Annotated in this window: 15 protein-coding genes; 2 read left to right on the forward strand and 13 right to left on the reverse strand. The window is 41.1% G+C overall.

Annotated elements, in window-relative coordinates; all coding sequences use genetic code 11:
- Positions 1-33 precede the first annotated feature (33 nt).
- From RHO15_05170 to RHO15_05210, 9 genes are all read right to left on the reverse strand, one after another.
- Positions 34-993 carry a fimbrial protein gene (locus RHO15_05170; GenBank protein WVD64899.1) on the reverse strand — a complete coding sequence of 320 codons (960 nt, stop codon included), beginning with the start codon at positions 991-993 and terminating at the stop codon, positions 34-36.
- Between the two features lie 12 nt (positions 994-1,005).
- Positions 1,006-1,569: a fimbrial protein gene (locus tag RHO15_05175; protein WVD64900.1), complete on the reverse strand. Its 564-nt coding sequence runs from the start codon at positions 1,567-1,569 to the stop codon at positions 1,006-1,008.
- A gap of 17 nt (positions 1,570-1,586) precedes the next feature.
- Positions 1,587-2,171, reverse strand: a complete 585-nt coding sequence (locus RHO15_05180) for a fimbrial protein (GenBank protein ID WVD64901.1) — start codon at positions 2,169-2,171, stop codon at positions 1,587-1,589.
- Positions 2,172-2,231: 60 nt separating this feature from the next.
- Positions 2,232-2,978: a fimbria/pilus periplasmic chaperone gene (locus RHO15_05185; GenBank protein ID WVD64902.1), complete on the reverse strand. Its 747-nt coding sequence runs from the start codon at positions 2,976-2,978 to the stop codon at positions 2,232-2,234.
- A gap of 92 nt (positions 2,979-3,070) precedes the next feature.
- Positions 3,071-5,566 (reverse strand): outer membrane usher protein, encoded by a 2,496-nt coding sequence (locus RHO15_05190; GenBank protein WVD64903.1) that lies wholly within the window; start codon positions 5,564-5,566, stop codon positions 3,071-3,073.
- A 37-nt stretch (positions 5,567-5,603) separates the two neighbouring features.
- Positions 5,604-6,137, reverse strand: a complete 534-nt coding sequence (locus RHO15_05195) for a fimbrial protein (protein ID WVD64904.1) — start codon at positions 6,135-6,137, stop codon at positions 5,604-5,606.
- A 61-nt stretch (positions 6,138-6,198) separates the two neighbouring features.
- The gene (locus RHO15_05200) at positions 6,199-6,750 is read right to left on the reverse strand and encodes a fimbrial protein (protein WVD64905.1); all 552 of its coding nucleotides are present in this window, start codon (positions 6,748-6,750) and stop codon (positions 6,199-6,201) included.
- 1,211 nt (positions 6,751-7,961) lie between these two features.
- Positions 7,962-9,512, reverse strand: coding sequence for an amino acid carrier protein (locus RHO15_05205; protein WVD64906.1), 1,551 nt, complete (start codon positions 9,510-9,512; stop codon positions 7,962-7,964).
- A 491-nt stretch (positions 9,513-10,003) separates the two neighbouring features.
- Positions 10,004-11,173, reverse strand: a complete 1,170-nt coding sequence (locus RHO15_05210) for a M20 aminoacylase family protein (protein WVD64907.1) — start codon at positions 11,171-11,173, stop codon at positions 10,004-10,006.
- A 488-nt stretch (positions 11,174-11,661) separates the two neighbouring features.
- Here RHO15_05210 and RHO15_05215 point away from each other — a divergent pair, with 488 nt between their 5' ends.
- The gene (locus tag RHO15_05215) at positions 11,662-13,125 is read left to right on the forward strand and encodes a catalase (GenBank protein WVD64908.1); all 1,464 of its coding nucleotides are present in this window, start codon (positions 11,662-11,664) and stop codon (positions 13,123-13,125) included.
- 301 nt (positions 13,126-13,426) lie between these two features.
- Positions 13,427-14,086: an OmpA family lipoprotein gene (locus RHO15_05220; GenBank protein ID WVD64909.1), complete on the forward strand. Its 660-nt coding sequence runs from the start codon at positions 13,427-13,429 to the stop codon at positions 14,084-14,086.
- Between the two features lie 272 nt (positions 14,087-14,358).
- Here RHO15_05220 and RHO15_05225 read toward each other — a convergent pair whose 3' ends face one another.
- The 4 genes from RHO15_05225 to RHO15_05240 form a co-directional block, all read right to left on the reverse strand.
- Complete coding sequence (locus RHO15_05225; protein WVD64910.1) at positions 14,359-14,847, reverse strand: SCP2 domain-containing protein; 489 nt, start codon at positions 14,845-14,847, stop codon at positions 14,359-14,361.
- Between the two features lie 19 nt (positions 14,848-14,866).
- A complete protein-coding gene (locus tag RHO15_05230) occupies positions 14,867-16,489 on the reverse strand; it encodes a Na+/H+ antiporter (protein WVD64911.1) in 1,623 nt (540 codons plus the stop codon).
- Between the two features lie 322 nt (positions 16,490-16,811).
- Entirely contained in the window at positions 16,812-18,554 is a 1,743-nt protein-coding gene (gene ade, locus RHO15_05235) for an adenine deaminase (protein WVD64912.1), read from the reverse strand.
- Between the two features lie 93 nt (positions 18,555-18,647).
- Positions 18,648-20,471 carry an adenine deaminase C-terminal domain-containing protein gene (locus RHO15_05240; protein ID WVD64913.1) on the reverse strand — a complete coding sequence of 608 codons (1,824 nt, stop codon included), beginning with the start codon at positions 20,469-20,471 and terminating at the stop codon, positions 18,648-18,650.
- Position 20,472: the final 1 nt, after the last annotated feature.

The raw sequence follows: 20,472 nt of genomic DNA on the forward strand, positions 1-20,472 counted from the left end.
ATAGGTACTCATCAGCCTGTCTTTGGGGGATATTTAAGGTAGTGATAGAATGAGTGAGGCACTGGCTGAAAAACGGCCGTCCGCTAAATCACTGCTGCTTAAATTGGCCTGTTTAACTAAGGCAAAGGTCACTTGTTCATCAGCCATACCACCATTGAGCGTTGATTGAAAACTGCCAAATGGCGCGACCAATACATGATTATGAAACATCTGTACGCCAAGGGTCGCGTTCATGTTTGTGGCAATCGTATCGCTGGAAAAATCCGCTACATCCGCACTGAGTGTTACTTTGATTTTCTGATTGTTGATACTGCTATCATTACAATCAATTTTTAGATCAACAGCTTGTGTGATGCTATCTAATCCGGTGGTCGCAATTTTATTTTTAGGAACTAAACCAAAATCGACGTAGATGTCTTCATTATTATTAATACTACACGTTCCGGTGCTTAGTACTGATTTATTCGCTGCGGTGAATATCCAGACAAAATTCTCTTCTACATTCGTGGCACCGTTAGAAGTACTGTGTTTATTTAAATTTAATTTCATCAACGTTTGTCCCTTTTCGATAATTAAACTTTCGCCAAGTCCAGCGGGCGTAACAAAAAACATTTGAATATCAACAGGATGATACAGACTATCGGTGAGTGTCAGAATATTGGTTTTGGGCGTATTTTTTGATGAAAGCCGTTGACCTTTGATATATATCCCTGTATCGAGTGATGAGATGACACTACCAACGGTCACACCGCCAGCAGCCAGATCCATATAGTCTACATAAATGTTAGGAAAATGATTTTTACATTCTAGATAATCGCCGACATTACCAAAAATATTCTCATCACCATGCTGTAGGTTTTCATCAATAGGAATTGCAATCGTTACTGTCGCATTACTGGCGATTTCTTTGCCGGTCAATTTATTCTGGCAAACAAAAGCTGCCGCCTGAGGCAACTGCAGCAGTATGAACAACATAAACAGATATTTTTTCATATTTTGTACCAATTAATTATATTGTAGCAAAAAAGTCGCCGTAGCACTAAATGATCCAAGACCGATAGTTTTCTGGCTAATGGCTGTCGGATCTGCCTGTAAAAAAGCTTTAAAAATTAGTGTATTATCTTTATTGATGATAGGGTATGTGGGGCCATTTTTCTCATTAATGGCAATGAGCTGGCCACCATCAGATTCAATGCCGATGCTAACGCCACTCGCTTGGCTTTGGCTATCAATGGCCAATAAGCCCGTTTGTTGGCTACTGGCATTACCCATAAAGGCGATGCTGATCGTTTTGGCCATCGCATTATCACAGTCGGTCAGATTGATTTGAAATGGCTGCTCAATTCGATTTAGGCGATATAAATCACGATCATTCAATGCACCAAAATTAACTTCAATATTGGCACTTTCCGGTAAAACCGTACAAGGTTCACTGATTAATAAACCTGTGATATGAATATTACCGATAGCCAAAGCAGATTTCATGGCTAAGCCTAACCATAAACCTTGACTAATCAGCAGGAGCAAGACGGTTAATAGCAAAGAGTTAAAACGCTTTATGTGAATCATTAATACTCCAGAGTCGATTAATCATAGATTAATTCAAAAGTGATTATCGCGTGATAAGCACCGGGTACTAATGGTGCGGCTGTTCTTATTGGTCGAACGAAATAGCTCAGTTTATTACTGTTGAGGTTTAATAATTGAGGTGGCGTATTTTCACCTATCGATAGCACTTGACCATGAGCAGTAATAAGCTGTAAACCTAATCCTTTTGCGCCATTGACCTGAATAATATCCGGATTCATCGCGCTGGTTGCCGATAAGAAACGTATTTTTACGCCCGGTTGCTGATTACTCCAGGTTACCGTATCTGTGCGATTATTGGTGAGGGTAGTTAAGGCTTGCAGACAATCAAGTAACTCAATACTAAATTCGACAGGTCGCCCTGTATCACCGACTTTCTTGAGATCTGCCGTGACGGTATTGCCCATATCAATGGCTTGATACGCTGAATCCATTGATAATAAACAGCTACCTTGAGTGAGTGAGCCCTGGATATATAACACCCCCTGATTGCTAGCTGCCTCCCAATCATTAACGGGTTGGCGCCAATTATCGACCACGGCTTGGCTAGAAACGGTAAACATGGTACCTACAGTGATAGCCATGATCTGCATCCACTTTTGGTATCTTAATCTGCTACTGATAAACATACGCTGTTCACCTAATTATTGAGAATCGTTAATAACGTGACATACGTTATTTTTACATTGAAAAAACAAATTCGGCCGTCCACCATAATCATTAATATAAGTGAGCACCGGTGCGTTACCGAGTAAATTGGCTGTTATCGCTAATTTAGTTTCACTTAAGGGCGCTATCATTACCGGATCAAAACGATTACTGGCTAAACCTGCTTTGGTGGCCGCGGCATTAATAATTGTGACATAAAATGGTGAGTCATTTTTAAATTTAACGGTTGATCCTTGGATAATAAGTTGTAATTTTTGTTGCCAATTCGTTTTATATATTTCGTTGATTGCGGCAGGGCGATAGAACAGCTTAATCTTCGTTTGAAGCGCAAGTTGTAAAACGTTCTGTTTATCACTTTTTGGTGGAATTTCCCGTAAATTAAAATAGAATAAACTCTCACGATCTTGGGGTAAATTTTTGACTTCAGGCAGCGCTTCAATTCTTACCTGACTCGCTTTGCCGGGTTCAATACGCTGAATCGGTGGTAATACCACGAACGGTGAGCTAATTTTTTGTCCCTGACTATTTTCAATCCATGCTTGGGCTAAATAGGGTAACTGTTTATTTTTATTAGCCACATTGATCGATTCTGATTTATGATTGCCATCAAAAATGACACGGGTACGATCGAGTGAGATCGCCGCGAATGAATTTGACGATAAAAATGTGCTGATGAGCACACTACCAGCGAGTAACAAATAACGGATGTTTGGGGTTTTCATCATAATTCCTCATATATCTCTTGTTGATAAGAAATAGTATCTAAAAATCTTTTCGGCACGTAGCTAATTAGTCTATTTTTTCGACTATTTAACTAATTATTTAACGCTTGGCAAACCAGCGATAATCGTTTAGATAGATCGGTTAATTGCGCTGGGAAGACGATGCGGCATTGTTGTGCACCGTTCCATTTTATAAACATCACTTCATGGGGTTGAATACCACTGATATAAGCCATGCCATTATCATCTACGATACCCGTTTCCTGTTGACGGTTGTTGATAATTTGCGCGCCAAAAGGGGGAAGCTCGCCGCTTTCCAGTGTCAGATTGACCATCATTTTTTGACCAGAAAGCACACTGAATTTGCGATAGCCAATAGCGCCATCGGTTAAGGTAAATTGAACGACTGAGTCGGTGACTTCTGCGTCCTCTGGCAGTTTATTTAAGTCAACTTTGACTTTATTACGATAGTAGCTATTCACATCAGGAATCACCGCTTTACCAAACCGATTTGAGGTCACCGCTGAACTACTGCCTTTCACGGGTATATTAGCGACGCCATCGGTATCAACTAACAGTCTGGTGCCGCCTAGTCTAGATACTCGGTGAGTATCGACACCTTCTGAGGTTAAGGTGATCCCTCCTTTGGCACTGACACCAAATGAGTAATATTCGTTATTCATATAGTTAACATTTGCGGTTAAACGGGCATTATTTGCCTGATGGTTGATATAGGCACTGGCCGTTGTTCCCTGTTTAGCGTTACCGACTGCGACTTGATAGTTAGTCTTATCACTTAACGTACTATAATAGTTAGCTTGATTAATGGTTTCATGACGATTTTGGGTTAATGAGTAACCTAAATAGTTAGCATCGCCAAGCGGTAAGGTGAGCGATAAGAATAGGCCATCATTATTCTTATTATCAAACACTTGTCGGTATGCAGACAGTGAGACACTGATATTTTTTAATGCGCCAATATCAAAATATTTTGAGGCCATAAGGCTATAACGATCAACATTTGAACTATTCCAATAAGTTTGATGGTCATAATTAAAATAGAGTGAAGCTTGGATATCGGTAAAATTCTTATTAAATGAGAGAGTATACATTTCACGACTACTTTTACGACGATCGCCGGTCTCTAGTGCGGTGAGATATTCCGACATACTCATATAGTTACGTTGCGTGAACCGATATCCAGCAAACTGAATTTGGCTATTGTAGCTATCAAATCGTTTTGAGTAGTTCACTCGGAAAGAGCCGCCAGTCATCATTTTTTCTTCAGGAAATCGCGTAAATGATTGTGTCATATCCAATGAGATAGCACCAAATTTAAAGAGATCGCGTCCTAAACCTAAGGATAGCGCATCATAATTTTCACTATTTAGGCTGCCACCAAATAGTGACCAACCATTAGAGATCCCCCAGGAAAAATCGCCGGTAACAAAGAAGTTTCCTTGTGTGTGTCTATCAAGATTGGTGGGACGACCGAGTGCAACATTATAACGTACCGAACCAGGGCGTGTCAGATAGGGAATTGAGGCAGTATTGACCTGATAATTTTGTACGCTGCCATCTTGTTCTTCCACGCGTATATCTAATTGCCCGGTGATCCCACTCGGTAGATCCTGAATTTGGAATGGACCTGAAGGTACTTGCGTTTGATAAATAACACGGCCTGCCTGAGTAATAATCACCGTCGCGTTACTATTCGCAATACCGGTCACTTCTGGGGCATAACCGCGTAAATTAGGTGGTAACATATTCAGGTCGCTATTTAGACTGATACCCGTATAGCGGAAACTATCAAATAGCGCTGAACTTAGATAATTCTCTCCAATTGAGAGTTTGGCATTGAGTTGTGGTATGGCGGTATAAGCATAGATCCTTGTCCAATCAAAAACATTCTGTGTTTTCTCGTTGGTTTCTCCCCAGCTATGATTACTACGACCTTGCCAGTCAGCGCGTACTCGCCAGGCGCCAAGGTTAGCGCCCATTACACCGTTACCATTAATATTATAGTATTTATGGTCGTTTTTATAACTACTGTTCATTTGGGTTGTGACGTTATAGTCAAACAGTAAACCATTCACACCATCATCCCATAATGATGGTGGATCCCAAGTGTTACTACGGTATTCTAAATAAGCCTGTGGAATTTGGATATTCAGTGTCGCAGTGGCTAAGTCTCCTTTAGCTTCCATACCTGGTAAGCTATTTAAATCAAGACACTGCTCATCATGCAGCCAGGTTAGTTTGTTACGTATCTCCGGCTTAAGGCCTAACTGAGCGATCAATGATTTTGATAAACATGCCTGACTATTACCTTCAGTCAATGCATAATATTCAATGGGTTGTTCTGACACAGCTTCATTGTTCATCCTCACTTTTAAGGTATAGGTACCGGGCATAATATAGCCTGGTAAGGCGAACTGATTGAGGTCGATATTTTTTCTATCTTCTAGATCTAATACATCGGTATTAAACTGCACATAATCATTAGCATAAGTCGCTCTGGCGCAAGTAATACTCACCATAAAAGCGATAAATGACCAGATATGTGTCCTGCTTAAGCAAAAAGACATAAAAAATATACCTACTGAATGAACGTGGGTGAAAAAATTAGTAATAATCGAGTTTAAAACGTATGATCGCTTGATAATAACCAGGTTTTAGATAGTGGCCATTAGCTATTAGTTTAATCTCATAAGTTAAGCCTGATTCATTATCTTCGGTGCCGTTGAGTAAAAATGGTTTACCTGGTGTAATTATTGTGCCACGACTATCTTTTAAAGAGAGTTCGACCCCTCTGGCATCCCCGAAAACTTGAAAAGCATCATCATGAGCGGGACCATCAAAGGTGATATAAAAGCCTTGCCACGCTTGAGTTACTTTTTTTTCAAAATTGCAGTCGATGAGTTTGATACTGAAAAATTTACTGGGTCCTTCACCGACTTTATAAACTTCAGCCATAGGTGTTTTGCCTATCTCAATCGTTTGATCAGTTGAACCTGTATCGATCATACACGTTGAATTGCGAATCGCCCCTTGTAGATGGACCTTGCCGGAACCCTTTGGATCCGCTGCGATTGTCACCGTACTGAACATGAGCAGCAATAAAGAGACATATCGAGCAAGGTAGCGTTTATTTTTCAATATTGTTATCCTATCAAAGCGTATTTAAGTGGAGATATAAGACATATCTCCACCATCGATCTTATTCGTAAGATAAAACAAAATCAGTCACAGAAGTAAATGCACCAGGTGTCACTTCTTCAGCGCTACTTAATTTCTTTAAATAGGCAGAAAATAATAAGGTGTTGTTACCTGCTTGTAGCACATGAGTAGAGGTGGTCGCCTGACCTAACGTCACTGGCGTGCCGTTACTGTCGGTGATTTGAATTCCGGCGCCAGCACCTGAACCCACAATTCCTAGCAACGTCGCATCAGAACCAGTTCCTGCTGCTGCACCACTAAAGGTGATATTGATGGTTTTATTGGTTAATCCGGTTAAATCACAATCTTCTAAATTAATTTGGAATGATTGTGGTGATGAGGTGCCATTACTTTCAAGAACAGATTTCGTCACACTTCCTAAATCAACGGTTTGATCAACTGATTCAGGAGAGATAGAGCACGCACCTGAGTTGATGCTACCTGTAAAGTTAACGGTACCAGAACCGCCAGTAATCGTTGTGGTATCTGCCATGGCGGTTGAGAGCATTGAACCAGATAATAGAGTAATAAGTGCTAAGTTTGATAATTTCATATCTTTTCCCTTGTTAGCAATCAAAATTGATGAAGATATCTTTTTTTTCGGTGGAAAATAAAGCGCGCATTATAGATTTCTTTTTTTTGAAAGTAAATAATGTTTATTTTGGTTGTTTCTGCGTTTTATTAAATTTATTAAGTGATTTTGTCTTGTTAATGGTTTCTTATTAGTTCAATGCCTTATCTGATAAGATATTTGATAAATATGCATATTTAGCGATAATTAAGCTAAAAAAGCTTAACACCTTAAGTATTTTTTTACATTTAAGTCATGTTTAGCGCAAGTATTGATCGATGATTGTATATAAAACGTAAAGTCAAATTCAGCGTATTTTTTTATATTCAACTACTCTTTTATGTAGCTCATCAGCGGCATTGATGCTTGCTGTATCGCTATAATTGTGACTATGGTCTCAAAAATGTTGATGATTTATACAATCTAGGAAAATGGTTTTAAGTTCTAAGCGATAGCTTTTTTTTGCTTATTTTTTTCTGTAAATTCACATGGAATTAAATGAGGTTAAGTGAATTTTGATCAGCATAGCAATTAATTGTTATTTTATTATTTTTTAACGTATTTTTTCTTTTTTAAATGCTTGATGTAACCATGTTGGCCTATTTTTTATCAAGATAAACAGTTGTTATTATCAATTTCTAGACAAAGTTATCGGTAGCTTGGTGATGAAAAGGTTATTTTTTGTTAAGATTATCATTGAGTTAAATTTTTGCTGAGAATTGATGCTTAATAATAGTCGCAAAATTAGTTGTGTGGTATGGGCTAGAAAAATGAGCAAGCCTTAACAAATAAAGTGAAACTGGATTTTTAAGATTGTCAAAGATCGGTGCTGACGGTGAGTGAAGGCTAGCCATAAAGTGACACAATTTGACTAAAATTAGTGAACCTTGTTTACCTTAAATTAGCGATTTTGTCATATTGATTGTTTAAGATATAAACGCCGTTTTTATTATTAATCTCAAGGCTTTAAGCGATATTATTAAACAATAATTGTATAGAAATCCGAATTTATCTATTTGTGCCTAATAGGCGCAATGACGATATGCTGTCGATTTTGGTCGGTCACGGAACATCCATTGCGTCAGCTGATTATTTATCTAAATTGCGGCCAAAAACGGATTAGTTTAAAAAAACAGACTGTATGAGGGAGCCCGTGAGGCTACTAATGGATACTCACGGGCTGAATTAATCGGTTATTTATGGAGATCTTGTTCTTCAGTCCAGCAATCTGTTTGAATACCAAAATCTTGCGAGATAAATTTACCACCTTTAGTTTTTCGATAGTGCGCTAAGGCTTTTAGGACTATCGGTAAACCAATTAGTAGTAATGGCACATTGAGATAGACCATGATGATATTCATGAGATCAGAGATATACCATAGATTACCTAGCTCTAAACCGGCTAAAATCGTTAAGGCGCCAAATGGCACGAAGATAAATGAACCAAGAATACGGATAGCGATAATGAAACTGGGCTTTCTGGAGATAAAATTAGCGGAAATCTCGGCAAACGAGATCATCCCCAGTAGTGTGGTGAAAGCGAACAATCCATAACAAATACACATGATGATCTCAATGGTCGCCGCTAACATGCCGGGTACTAATGCTTTGACCGAGGTTAAATATAGACTGAGTTTGGACGCTTTAATTGATTCCCAAACCACGCCATCCACACTGCCAGTCCAAACATGGGCCATGACAACAATAAATCCAGTTAAGGTACAAATGACCATCGTATCAAAGAAAACGCCAAAGCTCTGGACTAAGCCTTGTTCACAAGGGTGGCGATTGTTGGCGACGGCAGCGGCCATGGTGATAGTACCTTGGCCCGCTTCATTGGACATTAAGCCACGTTTAACCCCTTGAGCTAAGGCCGTGCCGATAGCACCGCCAAAAATAGCATGGGGTAAAAATGCCCCGACAAAAACCTCTTTGAAGAAATAAGGGATTAACGGGAAATTGATTAAGATGATAATGAATGAGATCCCACAGAAGATAGTCGCTTTTAATGGAACCAATAGATCGGAATAGGCGACAACCCGGCGGATACCACCGAAAATAATAAAGCTGCAGGCAACGACCAGTATTATCGCAATCGTGTAGTAAAGTATTGACTGACGACTATACACCTCTCCAGTTGCTGCTTCGGCAATCCCACCAATCGCAGAGAAGACATTAAAGGTTTGTGCGGGAATATTAAATAGGGCATAGGTGATAAATACACATGATAAAAACAGACCAACCCAGCGTTTATTACCCAGTAAGCGTTTACCATAAAAAGGTAAGCCACCGACATATTCATTGCCTTTTTTCTCTTTAAATATTTGGGCAAGTACCGATTCGGTAAAAGCCGAAGCCATACCAAAAAAGGCCGCGACCCACATCCAAAATAGTGCGCCAGGGCCACCAATTGATATGGCGCCAGTAATGCCAACGATATTGCCGGGTCCGGCTCGCATCGCAAGACCTAGCATGAAAGAACCGATAGCGCTCACGCCTTGTTTGGATTTTTGCCGAGAAAGCATAATTTTTATCGATGGACCAAAACTCAGGCTTTGGATAAAACGGGTACGGATGGTGAAATAGATACCTACACCAATCAGTAAAATGACCGGGAAAGAGAACTGACCAACGACTGGAATGTTGTGGTACCAATCGATATTGGTTGGAAAATCCCAGATTGCATCGGTGATAGGGCCAAGAAAAGCAAAAAATTCATTAATTAAACTAAAGATATCTTCCAAAACAAAACCTTATTATTTTCTATTCGACTTGATTTGGTTGGGTATGATACAGGAAAGATTGGCGCTAAATATAGATTAATTTCATCATATTAAATTTATTTAACATATTTACTGAGTTAATAGTTTTTCTTATGTACATTTCGCCAGACAAGGCGAGCATTAGCTTTATGTACTATTTTGATTATATTAGTTATTTCTATTTTTTATTAATGTGGATCATGAAAGTGGTTGATTTGTTTAGCAGGGCAGCCCGTTAAGTAAGCTGAGTCGTAGCTAAGTATTATAACAGAGGTATGGAACTCATATTGATTCAATCTTTATTCTGCCTTTATTGATTAAAAAGGCGGGCGGGACGATGAAAGTGAGATGAACAATAATCAAAGCATATTCAACTAATCTGCTATTTTATAATCGCCGTATAAATAGCAAAACAGACCGGTGAAGTCTCTGCTCTGATAAAGACTTTACCGGCGCTTTGAGAGGCTGAAAAATTATTTACCCAGTACCGATTTGACGATTTCTACCCAGTAACTTGCCCCATAGCTTAAGAGCTTATCGTTAAAGTCGAAAGCGGGGTTGTGTAAACCGGCGCCTTTACCGGCTCCTAACCAGATGTAGCCCCCCGGTTTTTGTTGTAACATAAAGGCAAAATCTTCAGACCCCATTTGCGGATTCGGTTGAGTATTGACCTGATCGTGCCCTACCACGGCTCGAGCCGCGTTAATGGCAATCTCGGTCTCTTTGACAGAATTGATGGTAGCTGGATAACGACGTTGATACATCACCTCGATTTGAACATTCATGGCCGAGCCAATACCCGAGGCAATCGCTTTAATGCGTTGCTCAATATTATCCTGGACTTCCGGTCTGAATGTTCTGACGGTGCCGCGTAAGATAGCCTCTTGAGGTAACACATTCCAGGTATCGCCACTATGTACTTGGGTAATACTCACTACCCCAGCATCCAGCGGATCAACATTACGGCTCATAATGCTTTGCAGCGCCGTGATAAGCTGGCCGGCCGCAACAATCGTATCATGGCCGAAATGGGGCGCCGCAGCATGTGCACCGACACCATTGATAGTAATTTCAAAAATATCATAGGCGGCCATTAGCGGGCCTGATTTAATCGCAAATTCGCCAAATGGCATATTTGGCCAGTTATGCATACCATAAATAGATTCAATCGGGAGTTCATCAAATAAACCATTTTCAACCATGACACGGCCACCGCCTTCGTTCTCTTCCGCAGGCTGAAAAATCAAGGCCAAGGTACCGGCAAAATCACGGTGCTGCGCCAGATATTTAGTGGCGCCAAGAAGCATGGCGGTATGACCATCATGGCCACAAGCATGCATTTTGCCTGGTATTGTTGAACAGTGATGAATACTATTTTTTTCTTGTACATCTAATGCATCAATATCAGCGCGCAAACCTAACCAAGGACCCGGTTTATGGCCATGAATAATCGCAACCAGTCCGGTCGGTGCAAAGTGTTTATAAATTTTATCGACACCAAATTCAGTCAGTTTTTTTTCCAGGTACTGCGTGGTATTAAACTCTTCAAAAGCGGTTTCTGGGTGTGCATGTAAATGATGACGCCATTCGATCATCTCATGTTCTAACGCGGCAATCTCGGGTTTTATATTCAAGTTAATCATATCGGTTTCCTTTTCAAAAATAGGGCCTACACCAAGTTCATCACCAAGTCCATTTTGCCTGTCTGAACGGTTTAATTTTGTACTTATTATATACTGTTCAATAGAACGGATGCACGTAATAAGTTCGCTATTACTCTAATTGCTATTTCAGTTGTGATTCTCTGTTAGCATAATCACCATGCTGCTTTGCAAGATGATAAACGGTCATGCTTATCTGTCATTGTTTCACAGTCAGGTGCAGTGAAACAGATTGCTAAGCTCATGAAAGTGACAAGCGATGTGAGCATCAATTATGCAACTGACTGAGTGAGATACGCTGGGTTAATTTGTACAAATACAAATAGTTATCTGTTTTTAAATATGCTAAGTTAAAACCAGAAAGAGAAGGCAAGTCTGCTTTATTCTGCTTTTGACGCCTGTCAGCATACGGATATTGCCGATAATGATAATTAAGATTTATTCATTGATAAAAACATAGGAGTAATGTGATGACATCTAAAAATAGACTAACTGGCGCCAATGGAGCCCCTATTGCTAATAATCAAAATTCAAGAACCGCAGGGGATAGAGGACCGGTTTTACTTGACGATTATCATTTAGTTGAGAAGCTCGCTCACTTTAATCGTGAAAATATTCCGGAAAGACGCGTGCATGCCAAAGGATCGGCGGCACATGGTATCTTTACGGTCACCCAGGATATTTCACAGTACAGCTATGCGGATTTATTTAGTCATATTGGCAAACAGACGCCGGTTTTTGTGCGTTTTTCCACTGTGGGTGGCGAGCGCGGTTCAGCTGATACCGCGCGTGATCCACGTGGATTTGCGGTAAAGCTCTACACGCAGCAGGGTAACTGGGATATTGTGGGCAATAATACCCCGGTTTTCTTTATTCGTGACGCGATTAAGTTTCCCGATTTTATTCATACGCAAAAGCGTGATCCCAGAACCAATTTAAAAGATCCTCGTATGATGTGGGATTTTTGGTCATTATCACCCGAGTCGTTACATCAAGTCACTATTCTATTTTCTGATCGTGGTATTCCTGATGGTTATCGCCACATGCATGGTTATGGTAGTCATACTTATAGTTTGATTAATCATAATGGCATTCGCTATTGGGTCAAATGGCATTTTCGTACTGAACAAGGCATTAAAAATCTACCGCCGCAAAAGGCTAAAGAGCTCGAAGGAACCCATGCCGATTATGCGCAAGAGGATTTATATCAGGCCATCGAGCAAGGCAATTATCCTCGATGGCGTCTGTATATGCAGATTATGACGGAGGCGCAAGCACAGCAGCATTCAACCAATCCATTCGATGTGACCAAAGTGTGGTCGCAAAAACAGTATCCGCTGATTGAGGTTGGTTTGATGGAGCTTAATCGTAATCCAGACAACTATTTTGCCGAAGTGGAACAGGCTGCATTTGCACCGAGTAATGTCGTGCCTGGCGTTGGCTTATCACCGGATAAAATGTTGCAAGGCCGGGTGTTTGCTTACGCTGATGCACAGCGCTATCGTATTGGCACTAATTATCAACAGTTACCAATTAATAAACCGGTTTGTCCTTATCATAACTATCAACGTGATGGAGCGATGCGTCTGGATGGTAATAGTGGTGGTGATGCCAATTATGAACCGAACAGTTTTGACAATTTACCGAAACAACAACCGCAATATGAAGAGCCAGATCTCCATTTAGGGGATGTCAATGCCGGTCATCACGATCACCGTATCGATGGCGATTATTACTCACAGGCGGGTGATCTGTTCCGATTGATGAACGATAGTCAAAAACAGCTATTGATCGATAATATTGTTGGTTCGATAAAACAGGTCGATGAGTCTATTCAAGTAAAACAGATTCAACATTTTTATTATGCTGATCCGGCTTATGGTGAAGGAGTGGCAAAAGGTTTGGGTCTTGATATCAATAAAATCATGCAATAAATAGACTTAAGCGCGATGAGCGTAACGCTACCGTTGAGAGGTTAGGCATGGATACATTGTCTGACCTTTTTTAAGTCATGTTATGCTACTATGTTGAATCATTATCGAAGGTTAGGCGAATATCGGTCTATTTTGCTGGTTTATGCCAAGGCATTTTTTTAATTGAAGCACACAATAGTAGTGCCGCTGCCAATCATTTGCGTATATACTATTGGAGCGTAACTATTGATGATCATGACTGTAGGTATTGATCTCAATATCAATGGACATGATTCAAATAAAGACAAAAAGGAGAGAGGAAATGAAAATACCTGCGTTAATTATTTCGGTATTTAGTGCTGTGCTTATTTTATCTGGCTGTACAACTGACCCCTATAGTGGTGAATCTCAAGCGGCTAAAACGGGCACGGGTGCGGCGATTGGTAGCTTGGTGGGTGCAGGTATCGGTGTGTTGGCCTCATCTAAAAGTGATCGCGGTAAAGGTGCTTTGATTGGCGCAGCTTCCGGTGCGGCATTAGGTGGTGGCATTGGTGCTTATATGGATGCGCAGGAGAGCAAATTGCGTAATCAATTACGCGGTTCTGGCGTCAGCGTTACGCGTAACGGTAACAATGTGATTTTAAATATGCCAAATAGCGTGACCTTTGATACTAACAGCTCGGTTTTAAAACCAGCGGGTGCCAATACCTTAATGAGTGTCGCTTTAGTGCTGAAAGAGTACAACAAAACGGCGATTAATATTACCGGACACACTGACTCAACCGGTAGCGTTGCAACAAATCAACGTCTATCACTTGAACGCGCGAATAGTGTGGCGAATATGTTAATTCAGCAAAATGTTGCAGCAGGTCGTATGTACACTTATGGCGCAGGTTCAACACAACCGATTGCTTCAAATAGCAATGAGAGTGGCCGTGCTGAAAACCGTCGTGTTGAGATCACGCTTTCACCATTACAATAAGATTATCGACGAACAGAGCAAGCTGATTATCTTGCTTGATTGTTGAGAATTAACCGGCGGTTTAATACCGCCTTTTTTTATTGTATTTATTTTCTAATCAGCGCTTTTTATCAACCTAGTCATTAATTTATTAGGGCACTGTTTAGATAATTTATCTGATACGGTTATCTTTCAATGAATAGACTATTTTGAACGTGCTTAACCGATAATTGTTAAAGCAAATAAAAACACCCTCATTTGAGGGTGTTTTTATTACTATGAATATTGATTTGTTAGTATCTCGATTGACCTTTTTCAATAAAATCGGCACATTTTTCCAGTGTCATTCTGAGGGATTTTGGCATGGTATCGAGATCAATCGAATCCATCAGATTTTTGATGTTCAGTCCCAGCTCAGTATCACCTTCAATGATTAAACGGCGCTGAAAGAACAACGTATCCGGATCTTGTCGACGGGTCGCGATCAAGATTAAATCATTAGTTTCGCCACTAAAGGCCACATCGGCAATTTCATCAGGGCTGACACAAAGCTTGCCATCAATTAAACTGACAAACCAGATCAGTTGAATATCTCTGACCTCAATCTTAAGCCAACGATCTTCTAAAAAATCGAGCTCGCCATCGGCTAAAGCTTGTTCAAACTGACGGCGTAGCAGCTGCTCGATAACCTGTTTTTTTAAACCAAACGGGATGTAACGTAGGGTCAACGACAGTACCGAAGGTGTCTTTTTTAAAACAAGTGCGTGTAATTTTTTATACATGCTAATCCTTTATCCTATATTAATTGTCTTCAGCTAACATAGTTTCATATAACACTAAGTCATAGCTCAGACGTTCAAATATGTCATCACTAATCTGTTTTTTGGCTTTTAACTGATAAAGCGCTGAACGTTCGGCACCGATAGCGACCAGACGCATACGTCGTTCAAGATTCTCTGCCTCGAGCGCTTTCTCTTCTTGATTTTTAAGACCGGTGCGGCGACGTAACGAGCTAATGACGCGCGAGCCGACCTCTTTGACAATTTCATTATCAATTTCATGGGTAGTACTTTCTTGTAAGTTAGCCTGCATTTTCTCCAGTGAGGTAATCGCTTCTTCAGCCATAATCCCTTTGGCATACATCTCTTCACGTAGGCTTTCACTATTATCGAGTATCACTTTACCACCTAACAACAGTGGTAAAACGAATACCGCAGTAATCAAGGAGATAAGAATAACGCCGGCTGCAATAAAGACCAGTTCATAACGGCCAGTAATACTGATAGGGATTGAGAGCACACCGGCAAGGGTAATCGCTCCGCGTACGCCAGCAAAAGTAGAGATTAATAGATCACGCGTGCTATATTTTGTAAAGGCAAGGGGTCTTTTGCGATTAATTGACTCAGATAAGTTTTTCATTAACCACAGCCATAAGAAACGTGTGCCCATCAGCGCGAGATAAACAAAAACAACAATCACCGCCAGTTCCCATAACTCAATGGTGGAATCGCGCTGGTTTTCTAAATAAGTATTACTCACAATACGGGGTAACTGAATACCGAGTAAAATAAACACAAATCCATTAAATACAAAAGTGAGCATCGACCAGGTGCTGTCTGATTGGAGTCGAATGTTCAGCGGCGCATTACGCATCATACCGGATTGATTCACGGTCATACCGGCACTCACTGCTGCTAAGATACCAGAAAAACCAATATGCTCAGCAATCAGATAGACCGCAAAAGGGAGTAAGAACAGCAGGACGATTTGCACAGCCGGATCTTGTGAGGTTAAATTATTGAGTTTACGTAATATCCGCGTATAAACCCAGGTGACCAGAAAGCCAGTGGCCAGACCACCAATCGCGACAAACAAGAAATTGAGCGAGATATGAAAAAGATTAAACTCCATCTGACCGACGGCGATTAAAATCGCAAATTTTAAACAGACCAGACCAGAAGCATCATTCATCAGGGCTTCACCCTCAATGATTTCCATTTTATTTTTTTCAATGCGCCCTTTACCGACGATACCGGAGAGTGCCACAGCATCAGTAGGTGAAAGCACTGCCGCTAAAGCGAATGACGCTGCGAGCGAGACATTCGGTAACAGCCAATGCATCAGATAACCTAAGGCCACCACGGTAATAATCACTAATACTAAGGCCAGCCCAACCATTTCGCGAATATTGTGCACAAAATCTTTTAAGATGGTATGTCGACCATCGGCAAACAGTAAGGGGGGAATAAATAAGACAAGAAAGAGTTCAGGATCAAATTCAACATAAAAACCAAATGCGGCCAGTAAACAACCTAATGCAATTTGCATCAATGGCAGTGGAATTTGAAAGGGCAATAATTTTACTGCGACACCTGATAGTGAAACAAGCAGGATAAGAATCAAGATACTTGAGAATAGTTCCATGGCTTCATCTTCAATTTATTGTTAGTTATATTTGCTAGAGTATAACGGATCTTCAACAAAATTTCAGTCGAAAAAAGTGAATTTTTTACTTATTTAATTAAAACTATGCGTTGAAAAAGGGGGATGTGCTGACTGATGAGTGATGCTTTTCCTCTCAGGAAAACGCGTTTAATTGCTGTAAGATTTTTCATTCTAATATCAAAATCGGATAGATAGAATCTATGGGTGAAGTGATGGAAAACCGGTGAGGTTGGTTTGATGCTATGATAAGGCATAAAAAATGGCGTTATCACGCCATTTTTATTATCGGTCAAGTCTGAATCTAATCGTGAATGCAGAGATCAATCGGCTGATAGGTTTTCACATTAAAGAGGCCGGTGGAGGTTAATTTCAACGCCGGAATCACCGGTAACGTCATAAACACCAACGTCATTAAAGGGTGTGCCTGAGGATTAATATCTAAGGCTTCTCGCGCCACTTTAATCATCTGCTCTAAGTTTTGAGCGACCTCTTGCGCGGGTTTATCGGACATTAAGCCGGCCACTGGTAGCGCCAGATGCGCCAGAATTTGGCCATTTTGGCAGAGTGAGAAACCACCGCCCATCTGCTCAACATCTTTGACGGCGGTAAGCATATCTTGATCATTATCCCCGACAACGACGATATTGTGTGAGTCATGGGCAACGGTGACGGCAATCGCGCCATTTTTTAAGCCATAATTGGCGATAATGCCCAAACCAATATTGCCGGTTGCATGATGACGTTCTATCACGGCTAACTTATTTAAACCCGGATTGAGTGTGGCATCAAAATGACCCAGCTGATCTTGGTTTACCTCAAGCTGTAGATGTTCAGTCAGTACGCTACCCGGATTAACCCCAATCACATTGACTTTACCGCTGGTTAATGGCAGCTGAAAACTTTCAGCACTCAGTGGAGCTAAACGAACGCTATTGAGTACGCTATCGGATATATAGTCAGACCAGTCGATGAGCAACTGACCTTGATAAGCTATCTGTTTTCCAGCCACAAAGACATGCGTTGGTTTGAAGCTGTGTAAATCTTCTACAATCAATAAATCCGCATCATAGTTTGGTGCAATGGCGCCTTTATTTTTTAAACGAAAGCACTCTGCCGCATTGAGTGTTGCCATGGTAATGGCAATTAACGGATCTAACCCATGCTCAACTGCTAAGCGTAAACTTTTATTGATATGGCCGGTACTTAAAATATCTGCCGCTTCTCGGTCATCGGTACATAAAACGCAGCGACGTGCATTCGCGGGCGTGATTGCTGGCAGTAGATTTAACAAGTCTTTACAGGTTGAACCTTCGCGTAGCAGGATATATTGACCTAAACGTAGACGATCGATCATCTCTTGCGGGGTGCTACACTCATGATCGGTCATAATACCGCCCATCACATAGGCATTTAACGCTTTGCCGCTAACGCCAGGGCTATGACCATCTATCACGCGATCGTGATCTTTGGCCATCCAGAGCTTATCCATCATCTTATCGGCGTGATTAATTACACTAGGATAATCCATGACTTCACCTAAACCATTAACGCCCGGTTCGTTGATCAGTTTGACTAAATCGGCCGCTTGCAGTATCGCGCCGGCTTGCTCAAACGGCGTTGCTGGCACACACGAGGGTAACATGATCTGTACATTAAGTGGCGTTTTTTTAGCTGATTCAAGCATAAAACGGATACCATCAAGACCACAGACATTGGCGATTTCATGGGGATCAGCTATTACTGTTGTGGTACCAAAAGGTAATATACAGCGGGCAAATTGGGCCGGCGTGAGCGAGGATGATTCAATATGAACATGACCATCAATTAAACCCGGCATAACATAGCCACCCTCGGCATCAAAAATCTCTTTCGCTTGATAATCAGCACCATAACCGATAATTTTGCCATGACCAATCGCAAGGGGACCGGCAACGATTTGTTGGTTATAAACATCAATCACTTTACAATTGGTGATTAATAGATCCACGGCTTTTTTACCGGCGGCCATATCAATTAAATCATTCAGCTGTTGTCTTTTTGTCATAGAACACCTCAAACTTATTTAATCATTCCAATAATCCACGAGCACTGATACCCCTCACTAAGCGATTAACTTGCTTAGTGAGGGGTATCACGATTAGTGATGGCATTTAGGATGCAATTTACCGTGGGTACAGCCACATTTAAACACCGGATCCATCACAGCTTGTTCATGAAAGTCAATCACACCAAGATCGGTCATCGCAAAATCAGGAATAGCGGTAATTTGTAAACAGCACATATAAAAGAGTGGATCGGGTAAATCACAACCAAGCTGGCGAGCTAAGGTGAATAATTTCGCCTCTTCTTTGGCCATAGTGTGCGGATCAAGGTCTGATACAATGCCGCATATCGGTAAGGATAAGAAGCCTAAGACTTGGCCATCTTTGACAATCACCTGACCGCCACCATGTTCTGCCAGATGATTGATGGCAATAGCCATATCTTCTGAGTTAGTCCCAATACAGACCACGTTATTATCGTCTGGCGCACAAGAGCTGGCCATGGCGCCGGCTTTTAATTTCCAGCCAGAACAAAAACCGACGGCTGGTTTGGTGTCGGTTTTACCAAAACGTTCAATGACTGTGGCATAAAGAACATCGTTATCACTATCAGGCAGAACGATCCCATCTTTGACGACAAGCTCGACTTGACGGCCACGACGCACAAACGGAATATCGAAGTCAACATCCATGGATAGGGCATGAACTTTATCTGCATTTACCTCAGTGCGTACTTTAAGATCCTCGGCGTTAACTGGTTTAAGTTTCATACTTTGGAGTAGCGTATCACTGCGTTTAGGCGGGATAAATTCATATGTTAAGGTATTATCTTGCATCACTAGCTGACCCTTGGCGATAACGGTATCGATTTCAAATTTCACTAAATCTTCAACCAACAGGATATCGGCAAAACGGCCCGGTGAGATAGAACCAACTAGATGATCGATACGGTAGGCTTCGGCTGAGTTAATTGAGCCCATTTGAATCGCCGTCATCGGATCGACACCGTGGGCAATGGCCATACGAATCAGTTTATCCATATGTCCGTTAGCGACAATATCAGAGGCAATCACGTCATCAGTACAGAAGCTGACGCGGCGTGAAACGCGTGGATTTAAATGAGTAATCACTTTCACATTTTCAGTTAAAAAGTGAGAAATAGAGGATTCACGAATAATGACGTTCATCCCTTTGCGGATTTTCTCCATCATCTCTTGATGGTCGTAGCTTTCATGATCTAAACGGACACCAGCACATAAAATTGAGTTCAGTTTATGACCGCGTGTCATTGGCGCACAGCCAAAGATCGGTAATCGGTTAATTCGCGCATATTCAATCGCCCGCATCACATCACTATGCTGATTTTCAATAAACTCACTCACAGTTTCCCATACGCCAAATACTTCAGGCCATTTTTGCACTTCAGCGTGGGTTTTAGCGGTGACATTAAAGCCCACATTGCTTTGTGGTAAGGTGTAAGGGGTGAGGAAAGGTAGTCCCCAAAACACTTTTAGTGGCGTACCATCGATCTCAGCTAAAATCTCTTTAATGCCATCGAGTCCAGCGGTCACAATATATTGATCTAAACCAGAAATGATACTAGTGGTGCCGTGCGGAAGGACGGCTTTGGCAAAACTGGTCATGGATAATTTACTACATTCAATATGTAAATGACCATCGATTAAGCCAGGAACAATATATTTACCTTGAGCATCTATCGTTTGCGTGTTATCCCCGATATAGCCTGACACATCACCGGTGGCGACAATACGTGATTTATAGATAGCAACATCCGCCTCATAGATCTCTGCAGAGTTCACATTTACCAGTTTACCGTTGGTAATAATGAGATCAGCCGGGAGTTTAGCGGCACCCGCATCGATCATTTCACAGATATCTTCTTTATACATACTAGTCATT

This window comes from Orbaceae bacterium lpD01, assembly GCA_036251705.1.
Taxonomy (GTDB): Bacteria; Pseudomonadota; Gammaproteobacteria; order Enterobacterales; family Orbaceae; genus Utexia; species Utexia brackfieldae.